Annotated in this window: 11 protein-coding genes; 9 read left to right on the plus strand and 2 right to left on the minus strand. The window is 73.3% G+C overall.

Features of this window, described 5'->3' with window-relative positions; genetic code table 11:
* Positions 1 to 4: 4 nt before the first annotated feature.
* Positions 5 to 1,366 carry a diaminopimelate decarboxylase gene (locus ACIF6F_RS24190; RefSeq protein ID WP_399950037.1) on the minus strand — a complete coding sequence of 454 codons (1,362 nt, stop codon included), beginning with the start codon at positions 1,364 to 1,366 and terminating at the stop codon, positions 5 to 7.
* Positions 1,367 to 1,471: 105 nt separating this feature from the next.
* On the opposite strand from ACIF6F_RS24190, the gene hutU reads away from it, so the two are divergent.
* The 8 genes from hutU to ACIF6F_RS24230 all read left to right on the plus strand — a co-directional run bounded on the left by hutU (position 1,472) and on the right by ACIF6F_RS24230 (position 11,822).
* Complete coding sequence (gene hutU / locus ACIF6F_RS24195) at positions 1,472 to 3,136, plus strand: urocanate hydratase (RefSeq protein WP_399950039.1); 1,665 nt, start codon at positions 1,472 to 1,474, stop codon at positions 3,134 to 3,136.
* A 59-nt stretch (positions 3,137 to 3,195) separates the two neighbouring features.
* Positions 3,196 to 4,386: an allantoate amidohydrolase gene (locus ACIF6F_RS24200; protein WP_399950210.1), complete on the plus strand. Its 1,191-nt coding sequence runs from the start codon at positions 3,196 to 3,198 to the stop codon at positions 4,384 to 4,386.
* Entirely contained in the window at positions 4,377 to 5,777 is a 1,401-nt protein-coding gene (locus ACIF6F_RS24205; RefSeq protein ID WP_399950042.1) for a formimidoylglutamate deiminase, read from the plus strand. The genes ACIF6F_RS24200 and ACIF6F_RS24205 overlap by 10 nt, the downstream gene beginning before the upstream one ends.
* A gap of 239 nt (positions 5,778 to 6,016) precedes the next feature.
* Positions 6,017 to 7,186, plus strand: a complete 1,170-nt coding sequence (gene hutI / locus ACIF6F_RS24210) for an imidazolonepropionase (protein WP_399950045.1) — start codon at positions 6,017 to 6,019, stop codon at positions 7,184 to 7,186.
* A 160-nt stretch (positions 7,187 to 7,346) separates the two neighbouring features.
* The gene (locus ACIF6F_RS24215) at positions 7,347 to 8,018 is read left to right on the plus strand and encodes an LPXTG cell wall anchor domain-containing protein (RefSeq protein WP_399950048.1); all 672 of its coding nucleotides are present in this window, start codon (positions 7,347 to 7,349) and stop codon (positions 8,016 to 8,018) included.
* A 50-nt stretch (positions 8,019 to 8,068) separates the two neighbouring features.
* Positions 8,069 to 9,142, plus strand: a complete 1,074-nt coding sequence (locus tag ACIF6F_RS24220) for a hypothetical protein (protein ID WP_399950051.1) — start codon at positions 8,069 to 8,071, stop codon at positions 9,140 to 9,142.
* Positions 9,139 to 10,428, plus strand: a complete 1,290-nt coding sequence (locus tag ACIF6F_RS24225; protein ID WP_399950054.1) for a hypothetical protein — start codon at positions 9,139 to 9,141, stop codon at positions 10,426 to 10,428. Before ACIF6F_RS24220 ends, ACIF6F_RS24225 begins: the two co-directional genes overlap by 4 nt.
* Positions 10,429 to 10,454: 26 nt before the next feature.
* Positions 10,455 to 11,822, plus strand: a complete 1,368-nt coding sequence (locus ACIF6F_RS24230) for a hypothetical protein (protein ID WP_399950057.1) — start codon at positions 10,455 to 10,457, stop codon at positions 11,820 to 11,822.
* Positions 11,823 to 11,923: 101 nt separating this feature from the next.
* On the opposite strand, the gene ACIF6F_RS24235 is transcribed toward ACIF6F_RS24230, so the two are convergent.
* Complete coding sequence (locus ACIF6F_RS24235) at positions 11,924 to 13,441, minus strand: peptide MFS transporter (protein ID WP_399950060.1); 1,518 nt, start codon at positions 13,439 to 13,441, stop codon at positions 11,924 to 11,926.
* A 357-nt stretch (positions 13,442 to 13,798) separates the two neighbouring features.
* Between ACIF6F_RS24235 and ACIF6F_RS24240 the strand changes: the two genes are divergently transcribed.
* Positions 13,799 to 14,476, plus strand: coding sequence for a response regulator transcription factor (locus tag ACIF6F_RS24240; RefSeq protein ID WP_399950063.1), 678 nt, complete (start codon positions 13,799 to 13,801; stop codon positions 14,474 to 14,476).
* Positions 14,477 to 14,517 lie beyond the last annotated feature (41 nt).

Here is a 14,517-nt window from a genome sequence, read left to right on the forward strand (position 1 = left end):
CCCCCTACAGCAGCGCGTCCCGCTGCCCGCCCCCCGCCTCCGCCACGATCGACGCCGCCCCCTGCGCCTCGCGGACCAGCGCGAAGCGCACCGCGGGCCCGTCTGCCGTGAAGCCGTAGACGGCCGGGCGCGGCAGGCTGTTGTAGCCGTACGGGGTGGCGAAGCAGTACGCGCCCGTGTCCGGTACGACGATCAGGTCGCCCGGCGACAGCTCCGGCAGCGCCCGCCCCGCCGCCAGCAGGTCGCCCGCGAAGCAGGCCGGGCCCGCGACGTCCTGGACCACCGGCGGTCCCTCCTTCGGGGTGCCCTTGGCGTCGTACGCCAGCATCCGCAGCGGCCAGGCCTCCGGCACGTACACGGTCCGCGTGGCGAGCTGCACGCCCGCGTGGGTGACCGCGATGGCCCGGCCGCCCGAGGCCTTGGTGTACTCCACCCGGGTGATGACGAGCCCGTGCCTGGCCAGCAGCGACCGCCCGAACTCGGTGACCAGCCCGTAGGCGCCGCCGAACAGCTCCGGCACGGCGGACCGCAGGGCGCCCACGTACTCCGCGTACGTCGGGGACCCGGCGTCGGAGGTGAAGTCGACCGGCAGCCCGCCGCCGATGTCGAGGGTGTCGACCTGGCGCCGCCCGGCCGCGGCGTTGATCTCCCCGGCCAGGGCGTGGACCTCCCGCACGCCTTCCGCCATCCGGGCGAGCGGCACCCCCTGGGAGCCGGAGTGGACGTGCAACCGGGTGAGCCAGGGCCGGTCCCGGTAGGCGGCGACCAGCCACTCCCGCATCCCCGGGTCCCGCAGCGCGAAGCCGAACTTCGAGGTGGCGGTGGCGGTGGACAGCGCGCCGATCGCGCCGGCCCCGGTCTGCGGGTTGATCCGCAGCCCCAGCGGCGAGCGGGTCGGGGCCGAGCCCACCAGGGCGTCGAGCCGGGCCAGCTCCTGGGCGTTGTCGGCGTTCACCGCGATGCCCAGGGCCAGCGCCTCCCGCAGCTCGGCCGGCGTCTTCGCGGGGGAGTCCAGCACGGTCCGCTCGGGCGGCACCCCGGCCGCCCTGGCCAGGGCGAGCTCGCCGGGGCTGGCCACCTCGCAGCCCAGCCCCGCGTCCGCCAGCAGCCGCAGGACCGGCACCAGGGGCGCGGCCTTCACGGCGAAGGCGTGCAGCACGGGGGTGCCGGCGGGCAGGGCGGTGGCGAAGGCGGCCGTCAGGGCGGCGGCCGACGCGCGGATCCCCGCCACGTCCAGCAGGCACACCAGGGGCTCGTCACCGTCCCCGCCGCCGATCAGCCCCTGGTCGACGGCGGCGCGTACGGCCAGGTCACGGCGTACGGCGGCGTCCTGCGCGGAGCGTTCCGGTGCCCGGTCTGCGGCCATGGGACCCAGCCAATCACCGGGGAGTCACCCGCGCAGCTGTTGACTGAATCTATTCAGCCCGCCAGGATGTGAATGGATTGACCAACATCCTCAGGAGGCAACGCCATGTCAGGACCCCGCCCCGTACGTGCCGCGCGCGGTACCGAGCTCAGCGCCCTGGGATGGCAGCAGGAGGCCGCCCTCCGGATGCTGCAGAACAACCTCGACCCCGAGGTCGCCGAGCACCCCGACAAGCTCGTCGTCTACGGCGGCACCGGCAAGGCGGCCCGCGACTGGCGCTCCTTCGACGCGATGGTCCGCACCCTGCAGACCCTCAAGCAGGACGAGACCATGCTGGTCCAGTCCGGCCGCCCGGTCGGCGTCATGCAGACCCACGAGTGGGCCCCCCGCGTCCTGCTGGCCAACTCCAACCTGGTCGGCGACTGGGCCAACTGGGAGGAGTTCCGCCGCCTGGAGCACCTCGGCCTGACCATGTACGGCCAGATGACCGCCGGCTCCTGGATCTACATCGGCACCCAGGGCATCCTCCAGGGCACGTACGAGACCTTCGCCGCCGTCGCCGCCAAGAAGTTCGGCGGCACCCTGGCCGGCACCATCACCCTCACCGCCGGCCTCGGCGGCATGGGCGGCGCCCAGCCCCTGGCCGTCACGATGAACGACGGCGTCGCGATCTGCATCGACGTCGACCCGCGCGCCATCGAGCGCCGCATCGAGCACCGCTACCTGGACGTGAAGGCCGACAACCTCGCCCACGCCCTCCAGCTGGCCACCGAGGCCCGCGACGCCCGTCGCCCGCTCTCCATCGGCCTCCTCGGCAACGCCGCCGAGCTGCTCCCGCAGATGCTCGCCGAGGGTGCCCCGATCGACATCGTGACGGACCAGACCTCCGCCCACGACCCGCTGTCGTACCTGCCGGTCGGCGTCGCCTTCGAGGACATGGCCGACGCCGCCGCCAAGGACCCGGCCGGCTTCACCACCCGCGCCCGCGAGTCGATGGCCAGGCACGTCGAGGCCATGGTCGGCTTCATGGACGCCGGCGCCGAGGTCTTCGACTACGGCAACTCGATCCGCGGCGAGGCCCAGCTGGCCGGCTACGACCGCGCCTTCGCCTTCCCCGGCTTCGTCCCCGCCTACATCCGCCCGCTGTTCTGCGAGGGCAAGGGCCCCTTCCGCTGGGCCGCCCTGTCCGGCGAGGCCTCCGACATCGCCAAGACCGACAAGGCGATCCTGGAGCTCTTCCCGGAGAACGAGTCCCTGCACCGCTGGATCAAGATGGCCGGCGAGCGCGTCCACTTCCAGGGCCTGCCCGCCCGCATCTGCTGGCTCGGCTACGGCGAGCGCGACAAGGCCGGCGAGCGCTTCAACGACATGGTCGCGAGCGGCGAGCTGGCCGCCCCGCTGGCCATCGGCCGCGACCACCTCGACTGCGGCTCGGTGGCCTCCCCGTACCGCGAGACCGAGGCCATGCTGGACGGCTCCGACGCGATCGCCGACTGGCCGCTGCTGAACGCCATGGTCAACGTGGCCTCCGGCGCCTCCTGGGTCTCCCTGCACCACGGCGGCGGCGTCGGCATGGGCCGCTCCATCCACGCCGGCCAGGTCACCGTCGCCGACGGCACCCCGCTGGCCGGCGAGAAGATCCGCCGCGTCCTCACCAACGACCCGGGCATGGGCGTCATCCGCCACGTCGACGCCGGCTACGACATCGCCGAGTCGGTCGCCGACGCCAAGGGCGTCCGCGTCCCGATGCGCGAGGGTGACTCCGCGTGACCTCGTCCGACGACCGGTCCCCGGCCCCCGCGCCGGGGGCCGGGGCCTCGTTCCACACCATGTGGGAGGAGCTCCGACCGATCGGCCGCAACGCCGACACCGGCGGGTACCGCAGGTACGCCTGGACCGGCGCCGACCGGGACTGCCGCGACTGGTTCCGGGCGCAGGCCGAGTCCCGCGGCCTCGCCTACGAGGTCGACCGCAACGGCAACCAGTGGGCCTGGCTCGGCGACCCCGCCGCCGGCGACGCCGTCGTCACCGGCAGCCACCTCGACTCCGTTCCCGACGGCGGCGCCTTCGACGGCCCCCTCGGCGTCGTGTCCTCCTTCGCGGCCCTCGACGAACTCCGCTCCCGCGGCGCCCGGCTCACCAGGCCCCTCGCCATCACCAACTTCGGTGACGAGGAGGGCGCCCGCTTCGGCCTGGCCTGCGTCGGCTCCCGCCTCGCCGCGGGCCGGCTGACCAAGGAGCAGGCGTACGCGCTGCGCGACGCGGACGGCACCAGCCTCCCGCAGGCCATGGCGGCCGCCGGGTACGACCCGGAGACCATCGGGCCCGACCCCGAACGCCTGGCCCGCATCGGCGCCTTCGTCGAGCTGCACGTGGAACAGGGCCGCGCCCTGGACCTGTCGGGCGACCGGGTCGGCATCGCCTCCGCGATCTGGCCGCACGGCCGCTGGCGGTTCGACTTCCACGGCGAGGCCAACCACGCGGGCACCACCCGCCTGGTGGACCGCCGCGACCCGATGCTCACGTACGCGCAGACCGTCCTGGCCGCCCGCCAGGAGGCCGCGCTCGCCGGCGCCGTCGCCACCTTCGGCAAGATCTCCGTCGAGCCGAACGGCGTGAACGCCATCCCCTCCCTCGTCCGCGGCTGGCTCGACTCCCGGGCCGCCGACCAGACCACCCTCGACACGGTCGTCACCGCCATCGAGAAGGCCGCGCGGGAGACCGCCGAGCGACACGGCATCGACCTCGCCGTCGTGCGCGAGTCCTTCACGCCGGTCGTGGAGTTCGAGCACGCCCTGCGCGACGAGCTGAACCGGATCCTCGGCGGGCAGGTCCCCGTCCTCGGCACCGGGGCGGGACACGACGCCGGAATCCTCTCCGAGTCCGTCCCGACCGCGATGCTGTTCGTACGCAACCCCACCGGTGTCTCCCACTCCCCGGCCGAAACCGCGGCCGAGGACGACTGCGTCGCCGGTGTCCTCGCACTCGCCGACGTACTGGAAGGTCTCGCATGCCGGTGACCACTCTCTGGCTGGAGCACGCCTGGCTCGGCACGAATGTCGAGCCGGGCGTCGCCCTGGACGTGGCCGACGGCCGCATCACCGCCGTCCGCACCGGGGTCGACACCCCGCCCCCCGGAGCCGAGGTGCTCCGCGGCCTCACCGTCCCGGGCCTGGCCAACGCCCACTCGCATGCTTTCCACCGGGCCCTGCGCGGCACCGTGCAGGTCGGCTCGGGGACCGGATCACCCCCACACACGCGGGGAACGCGCGCGGCAGAAGGCATGGGGCGTGCGCCGGATTCATTCTGGACGTGGCGCGAGGTCATGTACGGCGTGGCCCAGAAACTCACCCCGGAGAACTACTTTTCGCTCGCGCGTGCGACGTACGCGGAGATGGCGCTGGCCGGCATCACCTCGGTCGGCGAGTTCCACTACGTGCACCACGCGCCCGGCGGCACCCCGTACGCCGACCCCAACGCCATGGGCGAGGCACTGATCGCGGCCGCCGCCGAGGCCGGCATCCGCATCACGCTCCTCGACACCGCCTACCTCTCCTCCGGCTTCGGCGAGGCCCCGAACGCGCACCAGCAGCGCTTCTCCGACGGCACCGCGGAGGCCTGGGCGGAGCGCGCCTCGGCCCTCAAGGACCGCGAGCACGCCCGTATCGGCGCCGCGATCCACTCCGTACGGGCCGTCCCGGCGGACCAGCTGTCCACCGTCGCCCGGTGGGCCGAGGAGCGCCGGGCCCCGCTGCACGTGCACCTCTCGGAGCAGACCGCGGAGAACGACGCCTGCCTGGCCGCCCACGGGGTCACCCCGACCCGCCTGCTGGCGGACCACGGCGTCCTCGGCCCCCGCACCACCGGCGTCCACAACACGCACCTCACGGACGCGGACATCGCGCTGCTCGGCGGCACCACCACCGGCACCTGCATGTGCCCGACCACCGAGCGGGACCTCGCCGACGGCATCGGCCCGGCCCTGCGCCTCCAGCGCGCGGGCAGCCCGCTCTCGCTGGGCAGCGACAGCCACGCCGTCATCGACCTGCTGGAGGAGGCGCGGGCCATGGAGCTCAACGAGCGCCTGGCCAGCCGGACGCGCGGGCACTGGACCGCCGCCGCGCTGCTGCGGGCGGCCACCGCCGACGGCCATGCGGCGCTGGGCTGGTCCGAGGCCGGCACGATCGAGGCGGGTGCGCTGGCCGACCTCACGACGATCGCGCTGGACTCGGTCCGCACGGCCGGTCCGCTGCCGAGCCTCGGCGCCGAGACGGCGGTCTTCGCCGCCACCGCCGCCGATGTCCGGCACGTCTTCGTGGGCGGCCGCCACATCGTCCGCGACGGCGCCCACCAGTCCGTCCCGGACGTCCCGTCGGCCCTGACCGAAGCCATCGCCGCCGTCCGCAGCTGAGCAGTTCCCGACCCCGCCCTCCCCCACACTTCGTGCGGGGGACCCCCGTCCCGAAACCGGGGGCTCCGCCCCGGACCCCCGTGCCTCAAACGCCGGCGGGGCTGGAATTCGCTGCGCGAATCCAGCGCCGCCGGCACATCAAGCCCTCCGGCGTTCGAGGAGCGGGGTCCGGGACGGAGCCCCGGTGAACGGGAGAAGGGCGGGGTGGGGAACCGGCAACGCCCTGAGAGGAACCCCGCATGACCACCACCCTCATCAAGAACATCGGCAGCCTCGTCACCAACGACCCCGCCCTCGGTGAAGGCCCCCTCGGCCTGGTCCAGGACGCGGCAGTCGTCCTCGAAGGCGACCGCATCGAATGGGTCGGCCCCACCGCCAAGGCCCCGTCGGCGGACGAGTCGTACGACGCGGAAGGCCGCGCCGCGATCCCCGGCTTCGTCGACTCCCACAGCCACCTCGTCTTCGCCGGCGACCGCACCCAGGAGTTCAACGCCCGGATGTCCGGCCGCAGCTACTCCGCCGGCGGCATCCGCACCACGGTCGCCGCCACCCGAGCCGCCACCGACGCGGAGCTGGAGGCGAACCTGCTGCGCCACCTCCACGAGGCCCGCCGCCAGGGCACCACCACCTTCGAGACCAAGTCCGGGTACGGGCTCACGGTCGCCGACGAGGCCCGCGCCCTCCGCATCGCCGCCGCCCACACCGACGAGGTCACCTACCTCGGCGCGCACATCGTCAGCCCCGACTACGCCGACGACCCGGCCGGGTACGTCGCCCTCGTCACCGGCGAGATGCTGGACGCCTGCGCCCCGTACGCCCGCTGGGTCGACGTGTTCTGCGAGAAGGGCGCCTTCGACGGCGACCAGGCGCGCGCCATCCTGACCGCCGGCAAGGCCAAGGGGCTCATCCCGCGCATCCACGCCAACCAGCTCAGCCACGGTCCGGGCGTCCAGCTGGGCGTCGAGCTCGGCGCGGCCTCGGCCGACCACTGCACCCACCTCACCGACGCGGACGTCGACGCGCTCGCCAACTCGGAGACGGTGGCCACCCTGCTGCCCGGCGCCGAGTTCTCCACCCGCGCCCAGTGGCCCGACGCCCGACGGCTGCTGGACGCGGGAGCCACCGTCGCGCTGTCCACGGACTGCAACCCCGGCTCCTCGTACACGAGTTCCATGCCCTTCTGCATCGCGCTCGCCGTCCGCGACATGGGGATGACGCCGGACGAGGCCGTCTGGTCGGCCACGGCAGGCGGCGCCCGCGCCCTGCGCCGCACGGACATCGGTACGGTCACCCCCGGCGCCCGCGCCGACCTGGCGCTCCTCGACGCGCCCAGCCACGTGCACCTCGCCTACCGCCCCGGCGTCCCGCTGGTCTCGGCGGTCTGGCAGCGGGGCGAGCGGGCGGCGTAGCCCGCGACGGGCGGCGCGGCCCCCGTACGACCTCCAGGACGAGCCGGACGGCACCCGCCGATCCGGCTCGTCCTTTGTCTTCCCTCGGCAGGGCCCCCGGCGTACCTTGACGGCCAATCTGATGTGTCGTCAGTAACTTTGGCCCGAGGGGAACTCAGAGGTGTCCACGCAGAAACGCTCCGCCGCGCTCGCGCTGGCCGCGGCACTGGCCGGTTCGGCGGTACTGACGGCCGCCCCCGCCGCCCACGCCGACGTCGTCGACGTCAAATACGACTGCAAGACCCCGATCGGGCCGAAGTCCGCGGTCTCGCCCATCGACATCACCGCCGTCAGGAACGGCGGCTCCTACACGCTGACGATGTCCTTCCAGAAGGGCGTCTCCTCCAGCCCGATCGAGCTGGGCAAGGGCGCGATGAACCCCAGCGCGGTCATCCGGGTCGGGGGCGCCGAGACCGGCACGGTCGCCGTCTCGGGACCGCCCAACGCCGTGGCCGCGCCCGCCAACACCCCCATCAAGATCAGCGACCTGTCGGGCACCTACACCCCGAAGAAGAGCGGCACGGTCACCTTCACCGCGGACGTCCTCACCATCAAGGCGATGATGACCGAGACCACCTGCACCCCCGGCAACAGCCCGGGCCCGTCCCTCCGGATGGACGTCACCGCCGCGGGCGGGGCCCGGCCGCAGACCGCCGAGAAGGCCGCCACCCTGCCCCAGACCGGGCCCATGGACTCCGCGCTCGCCCTCGGCACCCTCGGCGGCACCGTCCTGCTGAGCGGCGCGGCCGGGGTGCTGTGGCTGACCCGGCGCGGCCAGGGGTCCCGGGCCTGACCGGCGCCGCACCACACCACGACGCCGATCTGCGACAGGGAGACCCGTACATGCCGTCGCGCCGCAGCCGGCCAGCCGCACTCGTCACGCTCGTCACGTTCGCCGCGGCGGCGCTCCCGGCCCTGCTCTGCCCGCACCCGGCCGGTGCCGCCGTGCCCGGCACCGCCCTGACGGCCACCGCCGCCCTGCCCGGCACCGCTGCCCGCGGCCCCCTGCGTGACCCCGGAGGCCCGGGCTGGACCGCGCGGCCCGCCGCCGGACCGGCCACGGACGGCGCCGAGGTCCGCCCGTACTTCTACCTGGAAGGCGTTCCGGGCACCGTCCTGGAGGACCGCCTGGCCCTCGACAACCCCACCGGCGAGACCCGCACGCTCACCCTCCGGGGCGCCGACGCCTACAACGCCGAGGGCGGCGCCCTCGCCGTGCGCCCGGCCCGGGAGACCCGCGCGGCCGGGAGCTGGGTGAGCTTCGGCGCGGCACCGGCCACGGTCCGGATCCCCCCGCACACCCGCGCGGTCGTGCCCTTCACCGTCACCGTGCCGGACGGCGCGGCGCCCGGTGACCACCCGGCCGCCGTGGTCGCCGCCGAGGGCACCCGCGAGGCGGCCGTCCGGGTCCGGCTGCGCGTGACCGGCCCGGCCCTGTCCGCGCTGACCGTCGAGGACGTCGCCGTCACCGGCGAGGGCGCCGCCGGCCGCATCACGTACGCCTTGGTCAACCGCGGGAACACGGCCGTGGTCCCGGAGCTCGTGGTCGCCGCCGAGGGCCTGTTCGGGGACCTGCCGGACGTCCGCGCCCACTCGCTCGGCCTGGAACTGCTGCCCGGCCAGCGGGCCGAGCTGACCGAATCCTGGCCCGGGGCACCGGTGTTCGGCCCGGCGGACGTGACGCTGACCGTCACCGCCGCCGGGGGAGCGCGGGCCGAGGGGAGCGCGTCCGCGTGGTTCGTGCCCTGGGGCGCGCTGGGCTGGACCGGCGCCGGCGTGCTGGTCCTGGCGGGCACCGCCGCGGCCGCCGCCCTGCTCGTACGTACCACCAGGTCCCGGCGCGCGGAGGCGCCGCGGGACGGGGTGCGGGCCGGACGGCCCGTACCGGAAGCCGAGTTGACGGGAGCGGTCAGGTGAGCGGCAACCTCGGGTACGGGTCTGCGGCCCGGCGTGCGCTGGCGGGAGCGGCCGCGCTGGTCGCCGTACTGGCACTGCTCTGCGCCACGGCACCGGCGGCCGGCGCGGTGCCCGCGGAGGGGAAGCCGGCCGTCGAGCTCTCCCTCCCCGAGGTGGCGAAGGGCACGGAGATCACGGTCGCCGGCACCGGCTGGCGGCCCCGGACCCTGCTGATGCTGCTGGTCTGCGGCCAGAACATGATCGGCGGCACCAACACCTGCGCCAACGCCGACGGCCGGGCCGTCACCACGGACGACGCCGGGCGCTTCGGCAAGCAGCTTCCCGTGGTCGCACCGCCCAAGCCCTGCCCCTGCGTGGTGCACGTGGCCACGGTGACCGGGGACCAGGCCGCCGTCGACGCCGCAGTGAAGATCACCGACCACCCGGTGGCCGCGCTGCCGTCCGCGAGCGGCAGTGCCCGGCTCGCGGTGCTGGCGGCGGCCCGGCTGGAGGGCGACGACGGGATCCTCACCTGGTTCGGCGCCCCGCCGAGCCGCAGGCTGGTCGTCACGGTCGGCAACCTCGGCTCCGCCCCGGTGAAGGACCCGCTCTTCCAGATCGGCACCTCCCACGGGGTGTTCGCCCCGGTGTGGGAGGAGCGCCAGTGGAAGGGCACGGTCGGGCCCGGTCAGAAGGCGCGGGTCGCGCTGGAGGTGACGCTCGGCGCGGGCGCGTACGGCGACCACACCGTCCACCTCAAGTACGGGGAGAAGACGCTGGTCACCCAGCCCTGGGGGGTGGACCGCCCGTACGGCGTGACGCTCTTCTGGATCCTGCTCTGCCTGGTCGTCCCCGCCGGGGTCTTCCGCATCGGCATGGCGGTCGTCGACCGGGTCCGGCCCGGTGGCCCGGCCGCCGGCGGCCGGCACCGGGGGAGCGCCCGGCTGCCCGAGGCGGCGGCCGCGGTCACCGCGAAGCTGCCGCGGATCCCGGCGGGCGGGCAGAAGCCCGGCCACGGTGGCGGTGCGCCGCCGGGCGCGGCGGCCGCTCCGGGCGGCGCGGCCCCCGACCCCACGACCACCACGGCGGTCCTGCCGTGGTTCGCCCCGGACACCGCGCCGGGCGCACCGGCCCCGGAGCCGGCAGCACCCGGGCCGGCGGCACCCGGGCCGGCGGCACCCGGGCCGGCGGCACCTGCCCAAGCCGTACCGGAGCCGGCCCCACCCCACGGATCCGCCCCCCACGGGTCCGTCCCACAGACATCCGCACCGTCTGAGAACCGTCCGACAACGAAGGGACAGTCGTGAAGACCCAACGGAGGGTAGGCGCGGCCGTGGCCGCGCTCGTGCTCGGCGGCGCGGGCATCGTCATGGTGGCCTCGCCCGCCCAGGCCGCCGAGGTCACGTTCAAGGTCAGGTGTGTGCCGCCCGCGGGCGGCGGTGACCCGGTCGAGGGCGAGACCACCGCGAAGATCACGGCACCCGCCTCGGCCAAGGTGGGCGACGAGGTGGACGTGAGCTGGGAGACCGTCAAGCCCGCGTCCAACAACACCGACCTGATGGACATCCCCGAGGACTCGGTCAAGCCCACGGGCTGGATCGCCCTGGGCGGCGGGGGCGAGCTGAAGGTGGAGGGGGAGAAGAAGAACCCCCCGATCCCCAAGAAGGCCCCGATGCAGATGTCCGTGATGAAGGGCAAGCTGAAGCTCACGAAGGCCGGCAAGGTCACGCTGACGCCGGGCAAGTACGACGTGGCCGTCACGTTCTCCTTCGGCACCTTCGTGACGAAGTGCGCGCCCACGGGCTCGGTGGGCGTGGGTGCCACCATCAACGTGTCCGAAGGCTCCAGCGGCGGCACGACCTCGGGAACCACCTCGGGATCCACCTCGGGCACGACGTCCGGTACGACCTCGGGGACGACGTCCGGCACGACGTCCGGAACGACCTCGGGCACCACGTCCGGCACCACATCAGGGACCACCTCCGGCACCACGTCCGGGACCACGTCCGGGACCACCTCCGGCACCACCGCGGGCACCACCTCCGGCGGCGGTGACGGCGGCAGGACCGACTTCCCGGGCAAGCCCGTCCAGGTCGCGTACGACTGCGGCGCGGTCGTGCCCGGCGGCATCAAGACCCCGGTGACCGTCAACGCCAAGAAGAACGGCGGCAGCTACGACCTCACGGTCAAGACCGCCAAGGGCGCCATGGCCAGCCCGATGGACCTCCCCGCGGGCGCGCTCAAGCCGCTGATGGACATCAAGCTGGGCGGCGCCGACACCGGCTCGGTCCGGGTCTCCGGCCCCGCCAACTCCGCGCCCATCCCCAAGGGCAGCCCCGTCTCCCTCTCCGACATGACCGGCACCTACAAGCCCGGCAAGAGCGGCAAGGTGACGCTCAGCCCGGACACGCTCACCATCGAGGTCCGCATGGCGGCGGGTGCGACGCCCATCACCGTGCCCTGCAAGGCGGCCAGCTCCGGCATCTCCCTGGAACTGGACACCGCGGCCCAGCCGGGCGGCTCCGCCGGCACCACCGGCGACAAGTCCGGCGGCACCACCGCCGGCCCGCCGCTGGCCGAGACCGGCGCCGAGGACGACGCGGCGCTCAGGGCGCTCGGCCTGGTGGCCGGCACCGTGATCCTGCTCGGCGGTGCGGTCTTCGCCTTCACCCCGTGGCGCCGCCTGCGCGGCACCCGCTAGCCGCACCCGCGGCAGGACGCGCGAAGGCCCCCGGCACACCAGGTGTGCCGGGGGCCTTCGCGTACGCGTGCCGCCCTCGGGGGTCAGGGCGTGACGTCAGGTCAGTGCACGTCGCCCATCAGGGCCTGGACCTTCTTGCGGTACATGAAGACCGCCAGACCCGCGACCACCGCGAGCGAGGCCTGGAGGGCGATGATGCCGATGCCGTTCAGGTCCACGCCGGCCGTGGAGAGCAGACCGGTGGTGCAGTCACCGGCGGTGACGGCCAGGAACCAGACGCCCATCATCTGGGAGGCGTACTTCTGCGGCGCCATCTTGGTGGTCACGGACAGACCCACCGGGGACAGGCACAGCTCACCGATGGTCTGGATCATGTAGATCGAGACGAGCCACATCGGGGAGACGGTGGTGCCGTCGCCCGCCATGTTCATCGGGACGATGAAGACGAAGAAGGAGGCGCCGACCAGGACCAGACCCATCGCGAACTTCACGATGGTGTTCGGCTCCTGGTTCTTGCGGGCCAGCCACAGCCACAGCCAGGCGAAGACCGGGGCCAGCGCCATCACGAACAGCGGGTTAAGCGACTGGTACCAGGTGGCGGAGAAGCCGAGGCCGAAGACGGTGTCGGCGGTCTTGGAGTCCGCGAACAGCGACAGCGTGGAGCCACCCTGGTCGTAGATCATCCAGAAGACGGCGGCGGCGACGAAGAACCAGATGTAGCCGGTCATCTTCGACTGCTCGGTGGTGCTCAGGTCCTTGTCGCGCTTGATCTTCGTCAGGACCGCGATCGGGATGAGCAGGCCGGCCAGCATCAGCGGGACCATGGCCCAGTTCAGGGTGTACATGCCCAGGGCGACGACACCGGCGTAGAACACGGCGATGACCAGGGCGCCCAGGCCCACGCGGGTCAGGACGGTCCGGCGCTCCTCGTCGGAGAGCGGGTTCGGGACCACGGAGCTCTTCGGGCTCAGGTGGCGGGTGCCGAACAGGAACTGGGCCAGACCCAGCGCCATGCCGAGCGCGGCGAGCGCGAAGCCCAGGTGCCAGTTGTACTCCTTGCCGACCGTGCCGATGACGAACGGAGCGACGAAGGCACCCAGGTTGATGCCGATGTAGAAGAGGGTGAAGCCACCGTCACGGCGCGGGTCCTCGGGGCCGTCGTACAGGTGGCCGACCATCGTGGAGATGTTGGCCTTCAGCAGACCGGAGCCGATCGCGACCAGGATCAGGCCGGCGAAGAACGCCGCCTGGCCCGGCAGGGCCAGCGCCAGGTGACCACCCATGATCACGAAGCCGGCGATGGTGACGGTCTTGCGGGCGCCCCAGACGCGGTCGCCGAACCAGCCGCCCGGCAGGGCCATCAGGTAGACCATCGACACGTACACGGAGTAGATCGCCGTGGCCGTGGCCGCGGTCATCGCCAGGCCGCCGCCCTGGCTGCCCTTCGCCATGTCCGCACCGCCGGAGACGATGTAGTACACGAGGAGGGCGCGCATGCCGTAGTAGGAGAAGCGCTCCCACATCTCGGTCATGAACAGAGTGGCCAGGCCGCGGGGGTGGCCGAAGAAGGTCTTCTCGCCGGGGGTGCCGGCGCGGTCCTTCGTCAGGCTTGACGCCATGGTCGTTCCTTGCTTGCTCGGGACGCGTCTCGCTTTGTGGGCGGTGTCGCGCCTCGTGAGGTACGGCCGACAGGGAGCGTCGTCGCTCCCGATGGTCCGGTCCGCAGTTCTTTGCGCTGCACAGAAATAGAGACCTTCAGCGAGCAATTACGCATAAAGGTCCATCGTTAGTGCATCAGATGTCTCGCCACCATACGACACGACAGTGCCGGATATGGAAGGACTTGAGATATGGATCACAGGATTCCAGGGAACCGTTCGGCCACATTCGAAGGAGTTCAAGGGCCATAAGGCCAGATACCCAGGCCTGCGCGATCACACTCCAGGGGGTGCCGCCGTCGGACTACCATCACCCACATGACGCGTGTACTGCTCGCCGAGGACGACGCATCCATCTCGGAACCCCTGGCCCGCGCCCTGCGCAGGGAGGGCTACGAGGTCGAGGTCCGCGAGGACGGCCCCACCGCCCTCGACGCCGGACTGCAGGGCTCCGTCGATCTGGTCGTGCTCGACCTCGGCCTGCCGGGGATGGACGGGCTGGAAGTGGCCCGCCGCCTGCGTGCTGAAGGTCACGGCTTCCCGATCCTCGTGCTGACCGCGCGCGCGGACGAGGTGGACACGGTGGTCGGCCTGGACGCGGGCGCCGACGACTACGTCACCAAGCCGTTCCGCCTCGCCGAGCTGCTCGCCCGGGTACGGGCCCTCCTCCGGCGCGGCGCCACGGAGCCCGCGCAGCCCCCGGCCACGCACGGCGTGCGCATCGACGTCGAGTCGCACCGGGCCTGGATGGGCGAGGAGGAGCTCCAGCTCACCGCCAAGGAGTTCGACCTGCTGCGCGTCCTGGTCCGCGACGCCGGCCGCGTCGTCACCCGGGACCAGCTGATGCGCGAGGTCTGGGACACCACCTGGTGGTCCTCCACCAAGACGCTCGACATGCACATCTCGTGGCTGCGCAAGAAGCTGGGCGACGACGCGGCCAACCCGCGGTACATCGCCACCGTCCGTGGCGTCGGCTTCCGCTTCGAGAAGAGCTGAACCGGCCCGCCGCACCCCTTGAACCCCGCTGAACCACCCAC

The organism is Streptomyces sp. NPDC086023 (genome assembly GCF_044540325.1).
In the GTDB taxonomy this organism is placed as follows: domain Bacteria; phylum Actinomycetota; class Actinomycetes; order Streptomycetales; family Streptomycetaceae; genus Streptomyces.

Bases quoted from the DNA above. Each gene is read 5' to 3' on its own strand.
- hutU (WP_399950039.1), top strand. From the start codon at position 1,472: ATGTCAGGACCCCGCCCCGTACGTGCCGCGCGCGGTACCGAGCTCAGC.
- ACIF6F_RS24240 (WP_399950063.1), top strand. From the start codon at position 13,799: ATGACGCGTGTACTGCTCGCCGAGGACGACGCATCCATCTCGGAACCC.
- ACIF6F_RS24200 (WP_399950210.1), top strand. From the start codon at position 3,196: ATGTGGGAGGAGCTCCGACCGATCGGCCGCAACGCCGACACCGGCGGG.
- ACIF6F_RS24205 (WP_399950042.1), top strand. From the start codon at position 4,377: ATGCCGGTGACCACTCTCTGGCTGGAGCACGCCTGGCTCGGCACGAAT.
- ACIF6F_RS24190 (WP_399950037.1), bottom strand. From the start codon at position 1,366: ATGGCCGCAGACCGGGCACCGGAACGCTCCGCGCAGGACGCCGCCGTA.
- hutI (WP_399950045.1), top strand. From the start codon at position 6,017: ATGACCACCACCCTCATCAAGAACATCGGCAGCCTCGTCACCAACGAC.
- ACIF6F_RS24235 (WP_399950060.1), bottom strand. From the start codon at position 13,441: ATGGCGTCAAGCCTGACGAAGGACCGCGCCGGCACCCCCGGCGAGAAG.
- ACIF6F_RS24220 (WP_399950051.1), top strand. From the start codon at position 8,069: ATGCCGTCGCGCCGCAGCCGGCCAGCCGCACTCGTCACGCTCGTCACG.